Annotated in this window: 19 protein-coding genes; 12 read left to right on the forward strand and 7 right to left on the reverse strand. The window is 64.4% G+C overall.

The window, feature by feature from the left end:
• The first annotated feature begins 6 nt into the window (after positions 1–6).
• The 5 genes from efeO (C4K38_RS16955) to C4K38_RS16975 all read left to right on the forward strand — a co-directional run bounded on the left by efeO (C4K38_RS16955) (position 7) and on the right by C4K38_RS16975 (position 6203).
• Entirely contained in the window at positions 7–1206 is a 1200-nt protein-coding gene (gene efeO, locus C4K38_RS16955) for an iron uptake system protein EfeO (protein ID WP_053279379.1), read from the forward strand.
• Positions 1207–1224: 18 nt separating this feature from the next.
• Entirely contained in the window at positions 1225–2547 is a 1323-nt protein-coding gene (gene efeB / locus C4K38_RS16960; RefSeq protein ID WP_053279380.1) for an iron uptake transporter deferrochelatase/peroxidase subunit, read from the forward strand.
• A gap of 32 nt (positions 2548–2579) precedes the next feature.
• The gene (gene efeO, locus C4K38_RS16965) at positions 2580–3404 is read left to right on the forward strand and encodes an iron uptake system protein EfeO (RefSeq protein WP_053279381.1); all 825 of its coding nucleotides are present in this window, start codon (positions 2580–2582) and stop codon (positions 3402–3404) included.
• A 265-nt stretch (positions 3405–3669) separates the two neighbouring features.
• Positions 3670–4872, forward strand: coding sequence for an MFS transporter (locus C4K38_RS16970; RefSeq protein WP_053279382.1), 1203 nt, complete (start codon positions 3670–3672; stop codon positions 4870–4872).
• An 80-nt stretch (positions 4873–4952) separates the two neighbouring features.
• A complete protein-coding gene (locus tag C4K38_RS16975) occupies positions 4953–6203 on the forward strand; it encodes a DUF8535 domain-containing protein (RefSeq protein WP_053279383.1) in 1251 nt (416 codons plus the stop codon).
• Between the two features lie 16 nt (positions 6204–6219).
• On the opposite strand, the gene pssA is transcribed toward C4K38_RS16975, so the two are convergent.
• Positions 6220–7563: a CDP-diacylglycerol--serine O-phosphatidyltransferase gene (pssA, locus tag C4K38_RS16980; RefSeq protein WP_053279384.1), complete on the reverse strand. Its 1344-nt coding sequence runs from the start codon at positions 7561–7563 to the stop codon at positions 6220–6222.
• A gap of 206 nt (positions 7564–7769) precedes the next feature.
• Between pssA and C4K38_RS16985 the strand changes: the two genes are divergently transcribed.
• Both C4K38_RS16985 and C4K38_RS16990 read left to right on the forward strand, forming a co-directional pair.
• Positions 7770–8348, forward strand: coding sequence for a TetR/AcrR family transcriptional regulator (locus C4K38_RS16985; protein WP_053279385.1), 579 nt, complete (start codon positions 7770–7772; stop codon positions 8346–8348).
• A 56-nt stretch (positions 8349–8404) separates the two neighbouring features.
• Positions 8405–8884 carry a nuclear transport factor 2 family protein gene (locus tag C4K38_RS16990; protein ID WP_007932923.1) on the forward strand — a complete coding sequence of 160 codons (480 nt, stop codon included), beginning with the start codon at positions 8405–8407 and terminating at the stop codon, positions 8882–8884.
• A 96-nt stretch (positions 8885–8980) separates the two neighbouring features.
• Here C4K38_RS16990 and sfnG read toward each other — a convergent pair whose 3' ends face one another.
• Positions 8981–10075, reverse strand: coding sequence for a dimethylsulfone monooxygenase SfnG (sfnG, locus tag C4K38_RS16995; protein ID WP_053279386.1), 1095 nt, complete (start codon positions 10073–10075; stop codon positions 8981–8983).
• 381 nt (positions 10076–10456) lie between these two features.
• Between sfnG and C4K38_RS17000 the strand changes: the two genes are divergently transcribed.
• Positions 10457–11695, forward strand: coding sequence for an acyl-CoA dehydrogenase family protein (locus tag C4K38_RS17000; RefSeq protein ID WP_053279387.1), 1239 nt, complete (start codon positions 10457–10459; stop codon positions 11693–11695).
• 226 nt (positions 11696–11921) lie between these two features.
• A complete protein-coding gene (locus tag C4K38_RS17005) occupies positions 11922–12701 on the forward strand; it encodes a TSUP family transporter (protein WP_009044159.1) in 780 nt (259 codons plus the stop codon).
• Positions 12702–12775: 74 nt separating this feature from the next.
• Here C4K38_RS17005 and nudC read toward each other — a convergent pair whose 3' ends face one another.
• The 3 genes from nudC to C4K38_RS17020 form a co-directional block, all read right to left on the reverse strand.
• Positions 12776–13606: an NAD(+) diphosphatase gene (gene nudC, locus C4K38_RS17010; protein ID WP_025808674.1), complete on the reverse strand. Its 831-nt coding sequence runs from the start codon at positions 13604–13606 to the stop codon at positions 12776–12778.
• Positions 13607–13612: 6 nt separating this feature from the next.
• Positions 13613–14425, reverse strand: a complete 813-nt coding sequence (locus tag C4K38_RS17015; RefSeq protein WP_053279388.1) for a crotonase/enoyl-CoA hydratase family protein — start codon at positions 14423–14425, stop codon at positions 13613–13615.
• 150 nt (positions 14426–14575) lie between these two features.
• Positions 14576–15358 carry a class I SAM-dependent methyltransferase gene (locus tag C4K38_RS17020; RefSeq protein ID WP_053279389.1) on the reverse strand — a complete coding sequence of 261 codons (783 nt, stop codon included), beginning with the start codon at positions 15356–15358 and terminating at the stop codon, positions 14576–14578.
• A 145-nt stretch (positions 15359–15503) separates the two neighbouring features.
• On the opposite strand from C4K38_RS17020, the gene C4K38_RS17025 reads away from it, so the two are divergent.
• The gene (locus C4K38_RS17025; protein ID WP_053279390.1) at positions 15504–15740 is read left to right on the forward strand and encodes a hypothetical protein; all 237 of its coding nucleotides are present in this window, start codon (positions 15504–15506) and stop codon (positions 15738–15740) included.
• Positions 15741–15843: 103 nt separating this feature from the next.
• Positions 15844–16506, forward strand: a complete 663-nt coding sequence (gene pncA / locus C4K38_RS17030; RefSeq protein WP_053279391.1) for a bifunctional nicotinamidase/pyrazinamidase — start codon at positions 15844–15846, stop codon at positions 16504–16506.
• 64 nt (positions 16507–16570) lie between these two features.
• Here pncA and C4K38_RS17035 read toward each other — a convergent pair whose 3' ends face one another.
• Together C4K38_RS17035 and C4K38_RS17040 are read right to left on the reverse strand one after the other, a co-directional pair.
• The gene (locus C4K38_RS17035; RefSeq protein WP_053279392.1) at positions 16571–17872 is read right to left on the reverse strand and encodes an ATP-binding protein; all 1302 of its coding nucleotides are present in this window, start codon (positions 17870–17872) and stop codon (positions 16571–16573) included.
• Between the two features lie 4 nt (positions 17873–17876).
• A complete protein-coding gene (locus C4K38_RS17040; RefSeq protein ID WP_007926528.1) occupies positions 17877–18578 on the reverse strand; it encodes a response regulator in 702 nt (233 codons plus the stop codon).
• 215 nt (positions 18579–18793) lie between these two features.
• On the opposite strand from C4K38_RS17040, the gene C4K38_RS17045 reads away from it, so the two are divergent.
• A complete protein-coding gene (locus tag C4K38_RS17045) occupies positions 18794–19951 on the forward strand; it encodes an efflux RND transporter periplasmic adaptor subunit (protein ID WP_053279393.1) in 1158 nt (385 codons plus the stop codon).
• The last annotated feature ends 7 nt before the right edge of the window (positions 19952–19958 follow it).

A 19958-nucleotide genomic window follows, 5' to 3' on the forward strand; every position in this document is an offset into this window, starting at 1 on the left:
CTTTCCATGACCCAGCAAGCCTCCCCACAGCCCCCGGCACCGAGCGCCCTGCGCTGGGCGCTCGCGGGTTCCGTGATGGTGATGATCGCCGCCGGCGGGCTGTTCTATTACGCCTCGCAGTTGGCCACCAGCAAGCGCCAGGCGCACAAGGACGAAATCACCGTGACCATCCACCCCCACAGCTGCGAGCCGAACGCCCTGAGCGTACCGGCCGGGCCGGCCAGCTTTCGTATCGTCAACCGTTCGGACCGCGCCGTGGAATGGGAAATCCTCGACGGCGTGCTGGTGGTCGAAGAACGGGAAAACATCGCGCCGGGCCTGAGCCAGGTGATCAACGCCAGGTTGCAGCCCGGCGACTATGCGATCACCTGCGGCCTGCTGAGCAACCCGCGCGGCACCCTGCATGTAACCCCCACCGCCGAGTCCGACGCCCAGGCCAAGGCCCGGCCGTCGATGGTCGCCTTTGTCGGCCCGCTGTCGGAGTTCCGGGTCTACCTGAGCAGCCAGGGCACAGCCCTGATCAAGGCCGTGAGCGCCCTGGAGCAAGCCATCCAGGCCGGCGACCTGGCCCAGGCCCAGGCCTTGTACCTGCCGGCGCGCGCGGCCTACCAGCGCCTCGCCCCGGCCGCCCAGCGCCTAGGGGAGCTGGACAACAGCATCAACGCCCGCGCCGACTACTTCGAAAAACGCGAGCAGGACCCCGGCTTCGTCGGCTTCCACCGCCTCGAATACGCGCTGTTCCAGCAACGCGACCTGAGCGGCCTGGCGCCGATCGCCCAGCGCCTGCTCAGCGATGTCGGCACGCTCAAGCAACAACTGCTGGCCCAGTCGCTGCCACCGGAGCAACTGGTCAGCCAGGTCGCGCGCAGCCAGCGCAGCATCGCCGAGGTGCGCGCCAGCAGCGGCGAAGAAGAACGCTACAGCCACAGCGACCTCAACGGCTTTGCCGCCAACCTGGAGACCACCCGCAAGGTCGTCGACCTGCTGCGGCCCTTGCTGGCCAAGCCCGCCGCCCCGCTGCTGGCGCAGATCGACAGTGCCCTCGGCGCCCTCGACAGCCAGTACGGCGCCTTGCGCAGCGCCGAGGGCTATGCCTCCTACGACAGTGTCGGCGCCGATCAGCGCAAGCGGATCGCCGACCAGGCCAAGGTTCTGGCCGATGCACTCGATGGAATCGATCCCGCCCTTGGCCTTTGGGGCCTGTAAGCAGAAGACGCCCGCCCGATGAACGACTCAGACCCATCCAATCCAGCTTTTTCCGCCCAACGCCGCCGCGTGCTGCTGGGCATGGGCGCCGCCGGTGTCGCCCTGGCCGGCAGCAGCCTGAGCTGCCCGGCGCTGGCAGCCCAGACCGGGAAAGCCGCCGCCCAGGTCACAGAAGCACCGAGCAGCGACAAGACCCAGGACCGCCGCGACTTCCACGGCCAGCATCAAAGCGGCATCGTCACCCCGCGCCCGGCGGCCGGCATGCTGGTGTCGTTCGACGTGCTGGCCAGCGATCGCGAAGACCTGGAGCGGCTGCTGCGCACCCTCGACCAGCGCATCAGGTTCCTGATGACCGGCGGCCCGGTCCCCCAGGTCGACCCGAAACTGCCGCCGCTGGACTCGGGCATCCTCGGCCCGGTGGTGACGCCGGACAACCTGACCATCACCGTCTCGGTGGGCGCCTCGCTGTTCGACGAGCGCTTCGGCCTGGCCGCGGCCAAACCCAAGCGCCTGATACGCATGGTCGGTTTCCCCAACGATGCGCTGGAGCCCGACTGCTGCCACGGCGACCTGAGCCTGCAGTTCTGCTCCAACACCGCCGACACCAATATCCACGCCCTGCGCGACATCGTGAAAAACCTGCCGGACCTGCTGTTGGTGCGCTGGAAGCAGGAAGGCAGCGTGCCGCCCCAAGCCCCGGCGCGTCCTGGCGAGCCGGCGCAGAGCGCGCGCAACTTCCTGGGTTTTCGCGACGGCTCGGCCAACCCCGACTCCAACGACCGCAAGGCCATGGAGCAGGTCGTCTGGGTTCAGCCCGGCAGCGACGAACCGGCCTGGGCCGCCCACGGCAGCTATCAGGCGGTGCGCATCATCCGCAACTTCGTCGAGCGTTGGGACCGCACGCCCTTGCAGGAACAGCAAAGCATCATTGGCCGGGTCAAGGCCTCGGGCGCGCCCATGGATGGCCAGCAGGAACAGCAGGTACCGGACTACCGCAAGGATCCCCACGGCCAGCTGACCAAGCTCGACGCTCACATCCGCCTGGCCAACCCGCGCACCGCCGAGACCCAGCGCAACCTGATCCTGCGCCGGCCGTTCAACTACTCCAACGGCGTGAACAAGAACGGCCAGCTGGACATGGGCCTGTTGTTCATCTGTTACCAGGCCGACCTGGAGCAAGGTTTCATCGCGGTGCAGACCCGCCTCAACGGCGAGCCCCTGGAGGAATACCTCAAGCCGGTGGGCGGCGGTTATTTCTTCACCCTGCCCGGCATCACCGGCGACCGCGACTTCATCGGCCGCACGCTGCTCGAGGCCACCCAACTGCAAGCCAATGCCTGACCACCACTCACACACCCCCACGGAAACGCCCCATGAAAAAGTCGCCTCTCGCTGTGTTGCTGACCCTTGGCTTGCTCCATGTTCCGCTGTCGGCGGTTGCCGCCACATCGCCGCTGGAGCTGGTGGGGCCGATTTCCGACTACAAGATCTACGTCACCGAACAGCTCGACGAGCTGGCCAGCCACACCCAGGCCTTCACCGACGCGGTGAAGAAAGGTGACCTGGCCACCGCCAGGAAGCTCTATGCCCCGACCCGGGTCTACTACGAATCGATCGAGCCGATCGCCGAGCTGTTCAGCGACCTCGACGCCTCCATCGACTCGCGGGTCGATGACCACGAACAAGGGGTCGAGGCCGAAGACTTCACCGGCTTCCACCGCATCGAGTATTCGCTGTTCGCCCAGAACTCCACCCAGGGCCTGGATGCCCTGGCCGACCGCCTGAACAAGGACGTCAAGGACCTGCAAACCCGCGTCGCCGGCCTGACCTTCCCGCCGGAGAAAGTCGTCGGTGGCGCCGCCGCCCTGCTGGAGGAAGTGGCCGCGACCAAGATCTCCGGCGAGGAAGACCGCTACAGCCACACCGACCTCTACGACTTCCAGGGCAACATCGACGGGGCGAAGAAAATCGTCGAGCTGTTCCGCCCGCAGATCGAGCAGCAGGACTCGGCCTTCGTCGCCAAGGTCGACAAGAACTTCGCCACGGTGAACAAGATCCTCGCCAAATACAAAACCGCCGACGGCGGCTTCGAGACCTACGACAAGGTCAAGGACAACGACCGCAAGGCGCTGGTGGGCCCGGTCAATACCCTGGCCGAAGACCTCTCGACCCTGCGCGGCAAGCTGGGCCTGAACTGAATTCCGGGTATCCAGGCCGACTCTGTAGGAGCGAAGCTTGCTCGCGATAAATCCGTCAGGACAGCGCGGTGAAATTCGAATACCGCCGCTGCGCGGCTATCGCGAGCAAGCTTCGCTCCTACAGGCACGCGTCCGGTCGGCGTGGCGATGACTCGCCCCATCACCCAGGCTGCTGGTCTACCCTCACTTGCGCCGATAACCCTGGGCGGCGGCGCGTTTTATCTATAACGTCCCGCGCACTCCTGACTTTCATGGAAGATTTTGCATGTCCACCCCAACGGCCCAACCGCCGCAGACCGCCGCCCCGTTCAAACTCTTGCCGCTGATGGTCGCCTACATGGCCTGCACCATGTCGATGATGGCCTTCGTCTCGCTGATCGGCCCGATCGTCCGCGTGCTCGGCCTGGCCACCTGGCAGGCCGGCGCGGCGGTGACCGTCTCCGGGGTGATCTGGATGCTCCTGGCGCGGCCCTGGGGCCAGGCCAGCGACCGCTTCGGGCGCCGTCGGGTGCTGCTGCTCGGCACGGCCGGCTTCACCCTCTCCTACTGGGCGCTGTGCCTGTTCATCGATGTCTCGCTGCACCTGCTGCCGGGCATGTGGCTGGCCTTTATCGGCCTGATGCTCGGGCGCGGCCTGATCGGGGTGTTTTACGCGGCCATTCCGGTGGGCGGCTTTGCCCTGATCGCCGACAACGTCGAGCCCGAACATCGGGCCCGCGCCATGGCCACCCTGGGCGCCGCCAACGCCGTCGGCCTGGTGCTGGGGCCGGCCGTGGCCGCGCTGCTCGCCCGCGTCAGCCTGAGCCTGCCGCTGTACGCCATGGCCGTGCTGCCGCTGGCGGCGTTCCTGGTGCTGCTGTACAAGCTGCCGGGCCAGGAGCTGCACCTCAAGCAGGCGCCGCGCTCGGTACGCCTGAGCGACCCGCGGCTGCGCCGGCCCATGGCGGTGGCCTTCGTCGCCATGCTCTGCGTGTCCATCGCGCAGATCACCGTAAGCTTCTACGCCCTCGACCGCCTGGGCCTGAACACCGCCGACGCCGCCCAGGCCGCCGGCATCGCCCTGGCCATGGTCGGCGTGGCACTGATCTGCTCGCAACTGGTGGTACGCAAACTCGAATGGCCGCCGCTGCGGATGATCCGCGCCGGCGCGCTGCTGGCCGCCAGCGGTTTTGCCGGCTGCATGCTGGTGGAGAATGCCTGGGGGCTGTGGCTGGGCTTTTTTGTCTCGGCGGCGGGCATGGGCGCGATCTTCCCCTCCTTCTCCGCCCTGGCGGCCAACGCCGTGGACGCCGCCGAACAAGGCGCCACCGCCGGCTCCATCGGCGCCGCCCAAGGATTCGGCGTGGTGATCGGCCCACTGGCCGGCTCGCTGATCTACGCCCTCGAACCGCGCCTGCCCTACCTGATTGCCGCGCTGTTGCTGCTGTTGGTGGCGGGCTGGCCGCAAGCAAAACCCGCCAATACCTGAGGTAGCTGCCTCACCCAACAGCTTTTACACTCATGCGCCGGGCTCGCGCCCCTCTCTTTCCTCTCTGTCTCGGACCTGACATGGACGTTATCAGCAAGACCACTCAAAACCTCATCCGTACGCTGACACCTGATGAGCGCGATGCAGTCATTCAGTATGTACTCGGTGAGCAGGCCAATCCCGATGGTATCCCTCTCCAACCTTTGCTGATCGAATGGTATGACAATGGCCGTTGGCTTAAATGTGACTGCCACCCGGAAACAGATGATCAACAAACTACACAGAGCATCGAACACCTGAGAAAACAGGATAACGGGAGCTTTGATTTCGTTAGAAACAGCAGCACTCCACTGCATATGGAGTCCTGCGCTTTTCACGACAACAACAGTTCAGCGCCTGCGGTTGGCACAGCTCGTACCAAATTCAAAAACCGGGTACTGAACTTTCACAGCGCCATCAACACCGAGATTGATTCCAGTTCCAAAGAGAAAACAAGCCGTTCAACAGGAAAAGACAGTGTTGAATCTGCACGCCGTAGCTCACTCGGATCTCTTCTGCTGACGTTGGCGGATGATGCAGGGCTGAACCAGCGGAATCGTCATGATGATGAAATCTCGCTCTCTGGGTTGACCAAGGCTGCGGACCAGTTCGAGGTCACCGAAGGCATCAGCTTAAGCAAGGTTTTCTCAACCTCCCTGACAGTGTTCGAGCAGGGGCAATTAGGAAAAACTCTCAGGACGCTAGCCAACGACTGGCCACAAAGGTCACGCCCTTATGGCCTAATGGCCGGAACTATCGACTCTCTGGAGCAACTTGATTATCAGGGAGCAAAAACCTCTCTTGGTCACCCTCATACCTCAGGGCCTTACCTGGTACTGGCGACATTCACCAATAAACCCAGCGAACCGAATAATCGTTTTTATTATCTGACACGAATCGTGACCATGCCCATTGTCGAGAAAAACTGGCCAATGCCAGTAGAGTCGAATTTGGAACGCGAAGTGGCGAAGACCTTGAAAAGGCTTATGTATTCGCTGCTCAAGGAATACCAAGTAGAGGTGACCTTGAATAAGCCTTTGCTGGACACTCAAGTCGGTAACGGCAACATCCGATGCGACTTCATTCTTTCCGACCCAGTCAGCAATAAAACTCTCGCCATTGAAGTGATGGGCTTCAAAAATGCGGAGTACCGCGAGCGCAAGGAGCGGCAGATTCCACTAATGCGTACGCAGTATTCCAAGCTGATTGAAGTCGAAATGTCAGGCACCGAAGAGGAAAAAAAGAAAAACCTGACAACGCTGAGCAGAGAGGTCCGCAAGTTTTTCGGCTGACCTCCCTCTCCCCCTTCTACAGGATTCGATACAGCAACCGCTCGATCCGTACCCGGCTGACCCGGCGCAGGAACTTGCCGACAGCCGCCGGGTAGTCCACCAGGGTTTCCAGGCGCTGGAAGTGCTCGATGCGCTGGGTGTGGCGGAAGATCGTTTCCAGTTCCTGGCGCCGCGGCTCCAGCAACTCGCCCTTGGGGTCGTCGAGCAGCAAGGCGTTTTCCAGGTCGAGGCGGAAGGCCCGCGGGTTGAGGTTGTTGCCGGTGAGCAAGGTGTAGCGCTGGTCCACCCACATGCCCTTGAGGTGATAAGTGTTGTCGCCGTCACGCCACAGATGCAGGTTCAGGCGACCGCTGTCGATGGCCTTCTGATGCCGCTTGGCGAAGCGCCGCAGGCTGATCTCGTAGAGGTACGGCAGCGCGGCGATGACCTTGAACGGCTCGCTCGGCGGAATGTAGAAGTCGTTGGCGGTCTTGTCGCCGACGATGATGTCGATCTTCACCCCGCGCGCCAGGGCGCGGTTGATTTCCCGGGTCACCGCCAGCGGCAGGTTGAAATACGGCGTGCAGATGGTCAGTTGCTGCTGGGCACTGGCGATCAGTTCGCAGATGACCCGGCTCAGCGGGTTGTTCTTGCCCACCCCGAGCAGCGGGCTGACCGACAGTGTGTCCTTGAGCACCCCGCCGGCACTGGTATCGTAGACCGCGTGCTTGAGGCGGCTGCGCAGGTCGCCGATGTCGTTGCGCAGGCTGCGGGTGGTCGGCAGGTTCGGCAGGTCCAGGCGATGCACCGCCCGCGACGCCACCAGGCCATGCTGGACCAGGTGCTGCATGGAGTCGGCCAGCTCGCGGTTGTGCAGCAGGTGGTAGCGGTCGAAGCGGTATTTGTCGAACTTGTGCAGGTACACATTGTTCAGGCTGGCGCCGCTGTAGATCACGCAATCGTCGATCACGAAACCTTTCAGGTGCAGCACGCCGAACAGCTCGCGGGTCTGCACCGGCACGCCGTACACCGGCACCACGCTTTCATGGGTGCGGGTCATTTCCTGGTACCAGGCCGAGTTGCCCGGCTGCTTGCCGGCGCCGATCAGCCCGCGCTGGGCGCGCAGCCAGTCGACCACGACCACCACGTCCAGCTCCGGACGCGCGGCCTTGGCGGCGTGCAAGGCATCGAGAATTTCCTGGCCGGCCTCGTCCTGTTGCAGGTACAGGGCGACGATATAGATGCGCCGGGTAGCCTGGGCGATTTTCTCCAGCAGGCAACGGCGGAATTCGGCGGCGCCATTGAGGATGGACAGGTCATCGGCAGCCAGCGGGAAGCTGCGCAATTTGGGCAGCAGGGAACGTTTGAAAAGCGACGGCATAGGGCTCGCAGAAGGTCGAATCCAAAAGAGCGCAAGAGCTTACACCAAGGTGCCGGTTCGGGTCTTGCGGGTCGCTGTGAAGATTTGTCGCCTGTCCCTCGTCCCCGCCGCACAACCGCTCGCAACTGGGTGAACGACGATAATAATCCTGCGTGAGGAAAAATAACTTATTGACCAAGGAGAACGATCGTTCTACTGTACGCCGCATGAACGAAATCACTAGCAACGACACACGCGACATCATTCTGGATGTCACCGAAAAGTTGATCTACAAAAGTGGCATCGCCGCCACTGGCATGGATCTTCTGGTGAAGACCGCCGGCGTCTCCAGAAAGAGCATCTACCGCTACTTCACCACCAAGGACGAACTAGTGGTGGCCGCCCTGCAACGCCGCGACCTGCGCTGGATGCACTGGTTCAGGAGCGAGGTGGACAAGGCCCCGACGCCGGCCGCGCGGCTGCTCAACCTGTTCACTGTATTGGGCGACTGGTTCGCCTCGGAGGACTTTCGCGGCTGCGCCTTCATCAATACCAGCGGCGAGACCGGCGACCCGCAGGACCCGGTACGGGTGGTGGCCAGGGAACACAAACAGAAACTGCTCGACTACGTAGTCGAGCTCTGCAAGGCACACATTGCTGAAAAACCCGGCACCGGGGATCCGGAGGAGCAAGCCAGACAGCTGCTGATCCTGATCGACGGCGCCATTACCGTTGCACTTGTGATGGGTGATCGCAGTGCTGCCGATAATGCGCAATGCATGGCGCGAAAGTTATTGGGCCTGTAATCCTTTAAAACAAGTTCGACACCCTGCTGAACCTCAACTTTCATTGGAGACTTTAAATGTCATCTAACGCTGAAGTTCGTCCGCCACTTCCCCCTTTCACCCGCGAATCGGCCATTGAAAAGGTCCGCCTGGCCGAAGACGGTTGGAACTCCCGCGATCCGCAGCGAGTGTCCCTGGCCTATACCCTGGACACCCAATGGCGTAATCGCGCCGAGTTCGCCCACAACCGCGAAGAAGCCAAGGGCTTTTTGACCCGCAAATGGGCCAAGGAGCTGGACTATCGCCTGATCAAGGAACTCTGGGCCTTTACCGACAACCGCATCGCCGTGCGTTATGCCTACGAATGGCACGACGACTCGGGCAACTGGTTCCGTTCCTACGGCAACGAGAACTGGGAGTTCGACGAACACGGCCTGATGTCCAACCGCTACGCCTGCATCAACGACATGCCGATCAAGGAAAGCGAGCGCAAGTTCCACTGGCCGCTGGGCCGGCGCCCGGATGACCATCCGGGGCTGTCTGACCTGGGTCTGTAACCTTCTTCTGTAGGAGCGCAGCTTGCGCGCGATGCTGGCGACGCGGTGTGTCCGCTAAACCGCTATCGCGAGCAAGCTTCGCTCCTACAGTCCACTTCAGGCCGCGGCATCCTGGCGCTTCAGTGCCGCCTTGGCTTCCAGCTCGCGCACCAGTGGCAATACGCGCTTGCCGAAGTACTCCACCTCTTCCTGGAAATGCAGGAACCCCGCCAGCACCAGGTCCACCCCCACCGCCTTCAAGGCGACGATGCGCTCGGCGATCTGCTGCGGCGTGCCGATCAGGTTGGTCTTGAACCCGTCGTTGTATTGCACCAGGTCCTCGAAGGTGGATTTGGCCCAGTTGCCCTCGCCTTCCGGCGACGCCTTGCCCGCCTGTTTCGCCGCGTCGCCAAAGGCGTTCACCGCTTCCGGGTCGGCCTGGTCGATGATCTCGGCCAGCACCGCGCGCGCTTCCTCCTCGGTGTCGCGGGCAATCACGAAGGCATTGACCCCGACCTTCACCGAATGATTGTTCGCCGCGGCCTTGGCACGAATGTCGTCGACCTGGGCCTTGATGCCTTCCGGCGTGTTGCCGTTGGTGAAGTACCAGTCGGACACCCGCGCCGCCATGTCCCGCGCGGCACGGGAGCTGCCACCCTGGAACACTTCCGGCTGGCCCAGCGGCTTGGGCTTGAGGCTGTAGTTGTCGAAGCGATAGAAATCGCCGCGAAAAGTGAAGTTGTCCTGGCTCCAGATGCCCTTGAGGGAACGGATGAACTCTTCGGAACGCCGATAACGCTCGTCGTGCTCCAGCCAGTGTTCGCCGATGGCCTGGAATTCGCCCTTGAACCAGCCGCTGACGATGTTCACCGCGATCCGGCCATTGGTCAGCTGGTCGATGGTCGCCAGTTGCTTGGCCGCGAGCGCCGGTTGCCAGGGGCCGGGCAGGATCGCGGCAATCACCTTGAGCTTCTCGGTGGCCGCCAGCAGCGCGTGGCTGAACGCCACGGACTCATGCTGGAACTCGGCGCCGTAGCCGGCGGTGAAGCGGATCTGGGTCAGGGCGTACTCGAAACCGGCGGCCTCGGCCAGCTGCGCCAGCTTGCGGTTGTAGTCGATGCCCCAGTGGGTGCGCTGCTCGATCTTGCTGACCACCAGCCCGCCACTGACGTTCGGCACCCAGTAGGCAAATTTCACGGCTTGCTGACTCATTGGCTTGTCCTCGCGACTGAAGTGTTCGAATAACAGTGTCCGGGGAACAGAGCAGCAACCGTGCCAGCTACATGGCACCAGACAGCCGGCCCCCTGTAGTCGCTGCCGCAGGCTGCGATTGTCTGCGCAGCAGACGCTGTCTTTGCCGACGCAGGAAGGCCCTTCGGGCCTTTTCGCAGCCTGCGGCAGCGGCTACAGGTAGGCCGTCGAACAGGTCGATTTGTTGATGCGCTGTTGGCTGGGCAACAGTTGCCGGCAAGCCACCCCGCGCACGGCCCGCTGATTACGGTCACCCGCCTCCCGGCACGGACCCTGCAATCCGCTCCGCAGAAACCAGGCTTTCACTGCCGAGCCAATTTATTGCTGAGAAGGAGCTGTGCCATGACCGAACACCAGGTGATCAACCCATTGTCCGTAGGCGTCGACTACGAAGCCCTGGCCGGGCGCTTCCGACCGATTTTCAAGCGGATCGCCGCCGGCGCGGTGGCGCGCGAGCAATCGCGCAGCCTGCCGTACGAGGCGATCCTGTGGCTCAAGGAAGCCGGTTTTGGCGCGGTGCGGGTGCCGGTGGAATACGGCGGAGGCGGCGCTTCCCTGCCGCAGTTGTTCCAACTGCTGATCGAACTGGCCGAGGCCGATTCCAACGTGCCGCAAGCCTTGCGCGGGCACTTCGCCTTTGCCGAGGACCGGCTCAACGCCGCTCCGGGGCCGGCGCGGGACCTGTGGTTCAAGCGTTTCGTCGACGGCGACATCGTCGGCTGCGCCTGGACCGAGATCGGCAGCGTGGCCATCGGCGACGTCATCACCCAGGTCTCGCCGGATGGCGACAAATGGCGGCTCAACGGCGAGAAGTTCTACAGCACCGGGAGCATTTTCTCCGACTGGATCGATGTCTACGCCCGGCGCAGCGACACCGGTGGCGATGTGATCGCCGCGGTGCGCGCCCGCCAGCCGGGCATCGTGCAGAGCGACGACTGGGACGGCTTCGGCCAGCGCACCACTGGCAGCGGCACCGCGCATTTTGTCGATGCCGAGGTGGAGGCCGAGAACCTTATCGACTTCGCCACCCGCTTCAAATACCAGACTGCCTTCTACCAGTTGGTGCTGCTGGCGACGTTGGCGGGCATTGGGCGCGCCGCCGTGCGCGATGTGGCCCACGAGGTGCGCAACCGCAAGCGTATCTACAGCCACGGCAACGCGCCACGGGTCAGCGAGGATGCCCAGGTGCAGCAGGTGGTCGGCGAGATCTCAGCCCTGGTATACGCCGCCGAGGCCAGCGCGGTGCGCGCGGCTGAGCCGGCGCAGCAGGCGTACCTGGCGCGTTTCGCCGGTAATGACGAGGCGGAACGGGCGGCCAATGTCGCGGCGGAAATCCAGTCGGCCACGGCCCAGGTGGTGGTCACCGAGCTGATCCAGCGCGCCACCAGCGAACTGTTCAATGCCCTCGGCGCTTCGGATATCCGCCAGGGCAAGGCCCTCGACCGCCACTGGCGCAACGCCCGCACCCTGTCGTCGCACAACCCGGTGATCTACAAGGCGCGCATCGTCGGCGATTGGCTGATCAATGGCAGCGAACCACCCTTCGTGTGGCAGATCGGCAACGGGCCGGAGCGCCAATAGCAGCCCCGCCGCCCTCAATGTAGGAGCGGCCGGTCGACGCTCGATTGCCCGCGATGGCGTCAATGGCCGCGCCGCTATCCTGAAAGAGTTGTGGCGCTTGTGAGGGCCTCATCGCGGGCAAGCCTCGCTCCTACAGCGTTGGGACGGTCGCGGGCGTGAAAGGTTATGGGTAAGATACCGACCTTTCGCGCAGCTCTTCTGCGCCCCGCCGAAATAAGTCGATCCCATGCCTTTCGAACTCAGCGTAGATTTGACCACCCTCGCCATTCTTGCCCTCGTTGCCTTCATTGCCGGCTTTATCGATGCCATTGCCGGCGGTGGCGGCCTGCTCACCACCCCGGCGCTGCTCACCGCCGGCCTGCCGCCGCACCTGGTGTTGGGCACCAACAAGCTGAGTTCGACCTTTGGCTCGGCCACCGCCAGCTTCACCTTCTACCGGCGCAAGCTGTTCCACCCGCGGCAATGGACCCACGCCATAGTCGGTACCCTGGTGGGTGCGCTGACCGGCGCGGTGGTGGCCCATTACCTGCCGGCCGAATGGCTGAACAAGATGCTGCCGGTGATCGTCTTCGCCTGTGGTGTGTACCTGCTGTTCGGCGGCACGCCAAAAGCACCGCTGGACAGCGAAGCGCCGATCAAGAAAAAGTGGCAATCGACCCAGGGCTTCAGCCTCGGTTTCTACGACGGCGTGGCCGGCCCGGGCACGGGCGCCTTCTGGACCGTCAGCAGCCTGCTGCTCTACCCCATCGACCTGGTCAAGGCCAGCGGCGTGGCGCGCAGCATGAACTTCGTCAGCAACGCCGCGGCGCTGTCGATCTTCATCTTCTCGGGCCAGGTGGACTGGGCCATCGGCCTGAGCATGGGCCTGTCGTTGATGGTCGGCGCCTTCTTCGGCGCCCGCACCGCCATCAGCGGCGGCGCGAAATTCATTCGCCCGGTGTTCATCACCGTGGTCCTTGGGCTGACCGTGCGCCTGGCCTGGCAGCACTGGTTCAGCGCCGTCTGACCCCTGAAACGACAACGGGCGAACCCAGTGGATTCGCCCGCGTTCTTTACTTCCAGCTTCCTTCCAGCCGGTGCTCAACCCGGCAATACAGGCTCCGCCAACCCCAGGCGCCGGGCCACATACAGATCGATCAGGTAACGGGCAATCGAGCGCGACGCCGGCAGCGGCGGCAACGCATGCACGTTGAACCACTGCGCATCCTCGATCTCGTCTTCCTGGGGCACGATCTCGCCCCCAGCGTACTCGGCATGAAAACCCAGCATCATCGAATGCGGGAACGGCCAGCACTGGCTGCCGATGTACTGGATATTCTTGACCTCGATCTGCACCTCTTCGCGCACCTCACGCACCAGGCAGTCCTCGGCCGACTCGCCCGGCTCGGCGAACCCGGCCAGGGTGCTGTAGACCCCGGGGACGAAACGCGGCGACCGCGCTAGCAGCACCTCGTCGCCACGGGTGATCAGCACGATCATGCTCGGCGAAATCCGCGGGTAGCTGCGCAGGTCGCAGGGCTCGCAGTACATCGCCCGCTCGCGCACCACCTGGGTCATGGGCTGGCCGCAATTGCCGCAGAAGCGGTGCTCGCGAGCCCAGGTGCCGATCTGCGCGGCATAGCCCAGGACCTTGTACAGGGTGTGGTCGCCGTCGAGCATGAACGCCCGCAGGCCTTTCCAATTGCACCCCGGCACCTCGGAAACGCTCTTGAGCTCCAGCAGGTAGACCGGCTCGCCATCCAGGTGGCCGATACCGTGCTCGGCAAGGATCGGCAGGTCCTGGCGCTTGAGCCATTCGCGGGGGAACAGCGCGCCGTTGTCGTCGAACAGAAAGCCCTGCGGGCCGCGGGCCACGGCCCAGCCGCCGGGAAGGTCGATATCCAGTACTGCGGTGGTCCAGCGTGAAGTCATGTTCAATCAGTCCAGAAATTCAGGTTTCTGTTTGCTCATATGGGCGGCCATGGCCACGCGCAGGTCGGTGGATTGCAGCATGGCGGAGTTCCAGGTAGCGATGTATTCCAGGCCGTCGTCGATGCGATGGTCGCGCATGTAGCTGATCATTTCCTTGGTACCGCTGACGGCGATCGGCGACTTGCTGGCGATTTCCCAGGCAATGCTCATCACGCCGTGGAGCAGGCTTTCGCTGTCGGCGTAGGTGCGATTGACCAGGCCGATGCTACGCGCTTCCTCGGCGCCGAAGGTGCGTCCAGTGTAAGCCAGTTCGCGCAGCATGCCGTCACCGATGATACGCGGCAAACGTTGCAAAGTGCCGACATCGGCGGCCATGCCGATATCGATTTCCTTGATCGAGAATTGCGCGTCCGCGGCGGCGTAGCGCATGTCGCAGGCGGCGATCAGGTCGATGGCGCCGCCCAGGCAGTAACCCTGGATCGCCGCCAGCACCGGCTTGCGACAGTTGTCGACGGCATTGAAGGACGCCTGCAGCTGCAGGATCTTGCGCCGCAGCAGGCGCGCGTTGCGCCCGACGTCCTTGCCCAGCTCGTTGGCCACCCCGGCCAGCATCATCAGGTCGATGCCGGAGGAAAAGTGCTTGCCGGCGCCGCTCAGCACCACCACGCGGACTGCGTCGGTGTCGTCGATCCAGCGGAAGATCTCGATGATCTCGCTCCAGAACGCGGCGTTCATCGAGTTGATCTTTTCCGGACGGTTGATCTGCACATGGGCGATGTTGTTAGCAAGTTCGACGTGAAAGGCTTGATATTCGGACATGGCAGCATTCCTTACCGGGCAAAAAAATGAGGCCCGAACTATAGCAAGGGCCCGTGCGGCGCAGTAAGGCAGCGCATCGGCCAAAACCGGGACTGGCAACACAGCGGCCCCTTGTGGGAGCGAGCTTGCTCGCTCCTACGGATTGCCGGATCACGGGATTTTTTGGGCCCAGAACGCCGCGGTTTCGTAAGGCACGCTGACCACGCATCTGTCCCGCAGCTCCGGCTCCGCGGCGATCAGGTCGGCGATCTGCCGGTCGACCTGCGCCCGCTCCGCATCCGGCAAGGCGGCAATGAAGCTGGTGGAGCGCACCCGATCGAAAATCACGTTCTCCGGCGCGCCGCTGTGGCTGTTGCTGAAGTGCTGTTCCTGCAAGGGCGTGAACCGCGGATGGGGAAAGGCCTGGCGCCAGGCCCCTGTGTAATAGCGCGGAGTGTCGCCTTGCAGGGCGTTGACGATCCGGTCCAGGCGCTGCACCCACGGCACCCGCGCATCGCGCAGGTTCCACACCAGGCCCAGGCGGCCGCCCGGCTTGAGCACCCGGGCGATCTCGCTCAAGGCTTCATGGCTGGCGAACCAGTGAAAGGCCTGGGCGCAGACCACGACATCCACCGACTCGTCGGCCAGCGGAATAGCGGTGGCAGTGCCGCTCAGGGCTTCGGCCCGGGGATGGCTGGCGTCGAGTTTGGCGAGCATTTGCGCCACCGGCTCCACGGCAATCACCCGCGCCCCGGTGGCCAACAGGCGCCCGGTGAACTTGCCGGTGCCGGCGCCGAGATCGACCACCACCTGGCCGGCCTGCAAGCCCAGGCGGGTGCGCAGCCACTGGTCCAGCGCCGGCGGGTAGTCTGGACGGCCACGCACGTAGGTGTCGGCCGCCCCCTTATAGCCGTCGGCGGCAGCGTGATGGATCGAGGGTTGCGGGTCTTTCATCGGTCGGCTCCAGATCATTGGCCAATGCTGCCCAGCATAGCCTCGCCGAGGCGACTGACGGCATGAAAAAACGCTCGGTCTGGGCTGCGCGGCCAGGGCGATGGACCTTTAATGGGGGGACCGCTATCCGAATGGAGACTGCGCGATGAACATCCGTCCCCTCGCCTTCGGCGCCCCGCTGCTGCTCGCTGGCGGCCTGCTGACAACCTTGCTGGCGGCCGCCGCCAACTGCCCGGACGGCCAGGTCTGGGACAGCAAGAACCAGCGCTGCGTCAGCCAGCGCACCACCCGGCTGCCGGACGCCGAGCGCGCCGGCTACACCAATGGCCTGACCCAACAGGGCCGCTACGAAGAGCTCATTGCCGCTGGCCGCAAGACCTGACGTCAGGTGGTGCCCATGCCCTGACCGGCGGAGCGGTGCCATGGACGGGGCGCGCTATGCTCTCGGAGAATGGACTGATCGTTCAACCTCAGGGAGCTTGCACATGCCTATTGCCAAAACCTCCAGCAGCCGTCGCTCACGCAAGGCGCTGCTGGTCATCGACGTACAGAACGACTTCATCCCCGGCGGCGCGCTGGCGGTGCCGGAGGGCGACCAGATCGTGCCCTTGATCAATCGCCTGGGCGCCCACTTCAAGCAGGTGGTGATCGCCCAGGACTGGCACCCGGCCGGGCATATCTCGTTCGCCTCCAGCCACGAAGGCCACGCGCCGAACGACCTCATCCAGCTGCCCTATGGCCCGCAGGTGCTGTGGCCGGACCATTGCGTGCAGGCCAGCCGTGGCGCCGAACTGCACCCGAAACTCAACCTGCCCCACGCCCAGTTGATCCTGCGCAAAGGCTGCAATCCGGATATCGACAGTTACTCGGCCTTCGTCGAGGCGGACCGCACCACCACGACCGGCCTGGCCGGCTACCTGAGCCAGCGCGGCATCGATACGGTGTACCTGGTGGGGCTGGCCCTGGACTATTGCGTGGCCTGGTCGGCGCTGGATGCGCGGGCGGCGGGCTTCAATACCTTCGTGATTGTCGACGCTTGCCGGGCCATCAATATGGACGGCTCGCAGGACAAGGCCACCCGGCAAATGCGCGCGGCGGGCGTGAACCTGATCAAGGCCAGCGAGCTACAGCCGACCGCGCTGTGCTGATGCAACAGCTTCCATAACGTCGATTGGCCGGGCATTCCCCATCGCTGGGGATGCCCGGCATGGCTCAGGCCGGCGTCGGCAGCCACAGGCGGAAACGCGCGCCGCCCAGCGGCGAGGCCTCGACGGTCAGGGTCCCGCCCTGGGCTTCCAGGGCCCGGCGGCTGATCGCCAGGCCGAGGCCGAAGCCGCCGGTGGCGCGATCGCGGCTGCGGTCCAGGCGGTAGAAGGGTTCGAACACCCGCTCGCGCTCGTCGTCGGGAATGCCGATGCCATCGTCGTCGACCCAGATTTCACAGCCGCTGTCGCTGACATGCACCCCGACCTGAATGCGCTTTTCGCAATAACGCGTGGCGTTGCGCAGCAGGTTCTGGATCGCCCGGGCGGTCAGCCGCGGATCGAGGGTGAAACGCTCCAGGCTGCCGTGCAGCAACACATCGATGACGATGTCCGGGGATTCCAGCTCGTCGTCGACGCTGCCGAGGATGCTGTCGATGAACTCGTCCAGCGACACCTCCACCTGCTCCGGCAACTGCGCCGGGATCTGCAAACGGCTGTAGGACAGCAGCTCGAGCACCAGTTCATCCAGTTCGCGAATGTGCGCCACCAGCCCTTGCAGACGTTCGCGGCTGGTCGCTGGCAGGTCGTCGGAGAGCGCCAGGGCCAGGCCGAAGTCGAGCCGGGTCAAGGGGGTGCGCAGCTCGTGGGACACCGCGTTGAGCAGGTCGCGTTGCTGGTTCAGCAGGTTTTCGATGTCGCCGGCCATGGTGTCGAAGACATTGGCCAGGCTGCCGATGTTGGAGCTTGCGGAAATCTGCGTGCGCTCGCTCAGATGGCCCTTGCCGAAGCGCTCGGCGGCGTGTTTCAGGCGCTCCAGATCGCGCCAGTGCGGTCGCAGCCAGAGCAACAGGCAGGCGAGCATGGTCGCGCCGATCAGCACGTTGATGCTCCAGTACAGCAGGCTGACGTCGATCGGGTCCGGCGGCACTACCATCTGCACCGCCATCTGCTCGTCCAGCGGCGCCACCGCGAGGGTGCGCCAGCCCCAGTCGCCGACCCGCACCACGTTCTCGCCGCGTTGCAGGCGTTCGCGCTCGTACAGGGTGAAATCGGCGTCGTCGTTGCGGGTCAGGACGATGTGCAGCGGCTGGAACTCCTGGTCCATTTGCGCGGCCAGGGCCGGCCACTGCTCCGAGGGTACGCCGCGAAACTGTTTGACGATCAGGCTTTGCAGGCCCCGGGAATAATCCAGGTTGTAGGTGACGAAACGCTCGTGGAAGACCTTCACCACCAGCTCCGGTACCAGGTAGATCGCCGCGCTGAACGAGACGATGGTCACCAGGTACAGGCGAATCAGGATTCTCAGCATCGACTCAGCATTCCCATTCGGAACGGCTGAACAGGTAGCCCTTGCCCCACACGGTCTTGATCTTGCGCGCCTCGCCGGCGTGGTCGTCGAACTTGCGCCGCAGCTTGGAGATCGCCACGTCCACCGAGCGGTCGGTGCCGTTGAACTCGATGCCCCGCAGGCGTTGCAGGATCTGGTCGCGGCTCAGCACCTCGCCAGCATGCCGGGCCAGCACCACCAACAGGTTGTATTCGCCGCTGGACAGCTCCACCAATTGATCGCGCCAGCTCACCGTACGCTCCGACAGGTCGATGCACAGGTTGCCCATGAGGATCCGGTCGCTGGCGGTCTGCGGCTCGCCGAGGCTGCTGCGACGCAACAGGGTGCGCACCCGCGCCAACAACACGCGCGGCTCGCACGGCTTTGTCACATAATCGTCGGCGCCCATTTCCAGACCCAGCACCTGATCATGGCTATCATCACGGGCGGTCAGCATCAGGATCGGCAGCGACGCCGAGTCGGCCCGCAGCAGGCGGCAGACCTGCAGGCCGTCCAGGCCGGGCAGCATCAGGTCGAGAATCACCAGGTCCGGCGGATTGACCCGCGCCCGTTCACGCACCTGGTCGCCGCGGCTGATGACATTGACCTGATAGCCGTTGCGCTCCAGGTAACTGGCGATCAGTTCAGAAAGCGCGGGGTCGTCTTCGACCAGAAGAATGTTGGGCATGGATTGAAAGTCTTTGAGTGAAGAAAAACCCAGCGACAACGTTCCTTAGGATGTTCCCCGGGAAGCCGTCGCCCGATCAGCGAGGCACAAAGGATATACAACCTCACGCGCGCCCGAGCATTCACTTCACACTTTTTCACACAGCACCTACACAGCTTCACAGCGGTTCTTGCGGCTTGCCCTTAGCATGCCGCAGTCATCATTGGGGTATCAGCATGTCGAAAAACCTGTTTGCGCCGTTCTGCCTGTTGTTGCTGGCAGCCGCGCTGAGCGCTTGTGACAAGGCCTCCACCGCCGAGGAACAGGCGCCGTTGGCCAAGGTCCGGATCGAAACCATCGAGACTCGCCCGCTGTCGATCAGCAGCGAACTGAGCGGGCGCATCGCCGCGCCGCGCGTCGCCGAGGTCCGCGCACGGGTGGCCGGCGTGGTGTTGCAACGCACCTTCCGCGAAGGCACCGACGTCAAACAGGGCGACGTGCTGTTTCGCATCGACCCGGCGCCGTTCAAGGCCGACCTCGACAGCGCCCTGGCCAGCCTGCGCAAGGCCGAGGCCAACGCCTTCCAGGCCCGCTTGCAGGAACAGCGCTACGCCCAGTTGATCGAAGACAAGGCCATCAGCGCCCAGGAATACGACAACGCCCGGGCCAACGCGCGCCAGACCGCCGCCGACGTGGCCGCCAACCAGGCCGCCGTGCAGCGCGCCCGGCTGAACCTGGGCTACGCCACCGTCACCGCGCCGATTTCCGGGCGCGTCGGCCGCGCCCTGGTCACCGAGGGCGCGCTGGTGGGCCAGAACGAAACCACGCCGCTGGCGCTGATCCAGCAGCTGGACCCGATCCACGCCGACCTCACCCAGTCGACCCGCGAGCTCAACGACCTGCGCCGCGCCTTCCGCGCCGGCCAGTTGCAGCAGGTCGGCCAGGACCAGGCCAAGGCCACGCTGATCCAGGACGACGGCAGCCTCTACCCGCTGCCGGGCAAGCTGCTGTTCGCCGACCTCAGCGTCGACCCGAGCACCGGCCAGATCATCCTGCGCAGCGAGTTCCCCAACCCGGACCTCGACCTGTTGCCCGGCAGCTTCATTCGCGTACGCCTGGAGCAAGCGGTGAACAGCCAGGGCATCAGCGTGCCGCAGCGCGCCATCCAGCGCGACAGCGCCGGCATCGCCCAGGTGCTGCTGGTGGATGCCGAGCAGCGGGTGGTGCAGCGCCCGGTGCAACTGGGCGCCGCGCAAAAGGACCGCTGGATCGTCAGCGAAGGCCTCAAGGCCGGCGACCGTATCGTCGTCGAGGGCCTGCAGCACGCCCGTCCGGGCGAAAAGGTGCAGATCGACGACAGCCCTCTTCCCCTTGCCCAGACCACTGGACAGTAGGTAGGAA

The sequence above is a fragment of the Pseudomonas chlororaphis subsp. piscium genome (genome assembly GCF_003850345.1).
Lineage (GTDB): Bacteria > Pseudomonadota > Gammaproteobacteria > Pseudomonadales > Pseudomonadaceae > Aquipseudomonas > Aquipseudomonas piscium.

What these genes read in the sequence shown, in the direction of transcription:
- efeO (WP_053279379.1), top strand. Translation starts at nt 7, where the DNA reads ATGACCCAGCAAGCCTCCCCACAGCCCCCGGCACCGAGCGCCCTGCGC.
- efeB (WP_053279380.1), top strand. Translation starts at nt 1,225, where the DNA reads ATGAACGACTCAGACCCATCCAATCCAGCTTTTTCCGCCCAACGCCGC.
- efeO (WP_053279381.1), top strand. Translation starts at nt 2,580, where the DNA reads ATGAAAAAGTCGCCTCTCGCTGTGTTGCTGACCCTTGGCTTGCTCCAT.
- C4K38_RS16970 (WP_053279382.1), top strand. Translation starts at nt 3,670, where the DNA reads ATGTCCACCCCAACGGCCCAACCGCCGCAGACCGCCGCCCCGTTCAAA.
- C4K38_RS16975 (WP_053279383.1), top strand. Translation starts at nt 4,953, where the DNA reads ATGGACGTTATCAGCAAGACCACTCAAAACCTCATCCGTACGCTGACA.
- pssA (WP_053279384.1), bottom strand. Translation starts at nt 7,563, where the DNA reads ATGCCGTCGCTTTTCAAACGTTCCCTGCTGCCCAAATTGCGCAGCTTC.
- C4K38_RS16985 (WP_053279385.1), top strand. Translation starts at nt 7,770, where the DNA reads ATGAACGAAATCACTAGCAACGACACACGCGACATCATTCTGGATGTC.
- C4K38_RS16990 (WP_007932923.1), top strand. Translation starts at nt 8,405, where the DNA reads ATGTCATCTAACGCTGAAGTTCGTCCGCCACTTCCCCCTTTCACCCGC.
- sfnG (WP_053279386.1), bottom strand. Translation starts at nt 10,075, where the DNA reads ATGAGTCAGCAAGCCGTGAAATTTGCCTACTGGGTGCCGAACGTCAGT.
- C4K38_RS17000 (WP_053279387.1), top strand. Translation starts at nt 10,457, where the DNA reads ATGACCGAACACCAGGTGATCAACCCATTGTCCGTAGGCGTCGACTAC.
- C4K38_RS17005 (WP_009044159.1), top strand. Translation starts at nt 11,922, where the DNA reads ATGCCTTTCGAACTCAGCGTAGATTTGACCACCCTCGCCATTCTTGCC.
- nudC (WP_025808674.1), bottom strand. Translation starts at nt 13,606, where the DNA reads ATGACTTCACGCTGGACCACCGCAGTACTGGATATCGACCTTCCCGGC.
- C4K38_RS17015 (WP_053279388.1), bottom strand. Translation starts at nt 14,425, where the DNA reads ATGTCCGAATATCAAGCCTTTCACGTCGAACTTGCTAACAACATCGCC.
- C4K38_RS17020 (WP_053279389.1), bottom strand. Translation starts at nt 15,358, where the DNA reads ATGAAAGACCCGCAACCCTCGATCCATCACGCTGCCGCCGACGGCTAT.
- C4K38_RS17025 (WP_053279390.1), top strand. Translation starts at nt 15,504, where the DNA reads ATGAACATCCGTCCCCTCGCCTTCGGCGCCCCGCTGCTGCTCGCTGGC.
- pncA (WP_053279391.1), top strand. Translation starts at nt 15,844, where the DNA reads ATGCCTATTGCCAAAACCTCCAGCAGCCGTCGCTCACGCAAGGCGCTG.
- C4K38_RS17035 (WP_053279392.1), bottom strand. Translation starts at nt 17,872, where the DNA reads ATGCTGAGAATCCTGATTCGCCTGTACCTGGTGACCATCGTCTCGTTC.
- C4K38_RS17040 (WP_007926528.1), bottom strand. Translation starts at nt 18,578, where the DNA reads ATGCCCAACATTCTTCTGGTCGAAGACGACCCCGCGCTTTCTGAACTG.
- C4K38_RS17045 (WP_053279393.1), top strand. Translation starts at nt 18,794, where the DNA reads ATGTCGAAAAACCTGTTTGCGCCGTTCTGCCTGTTGTTGCTGGCAGCC.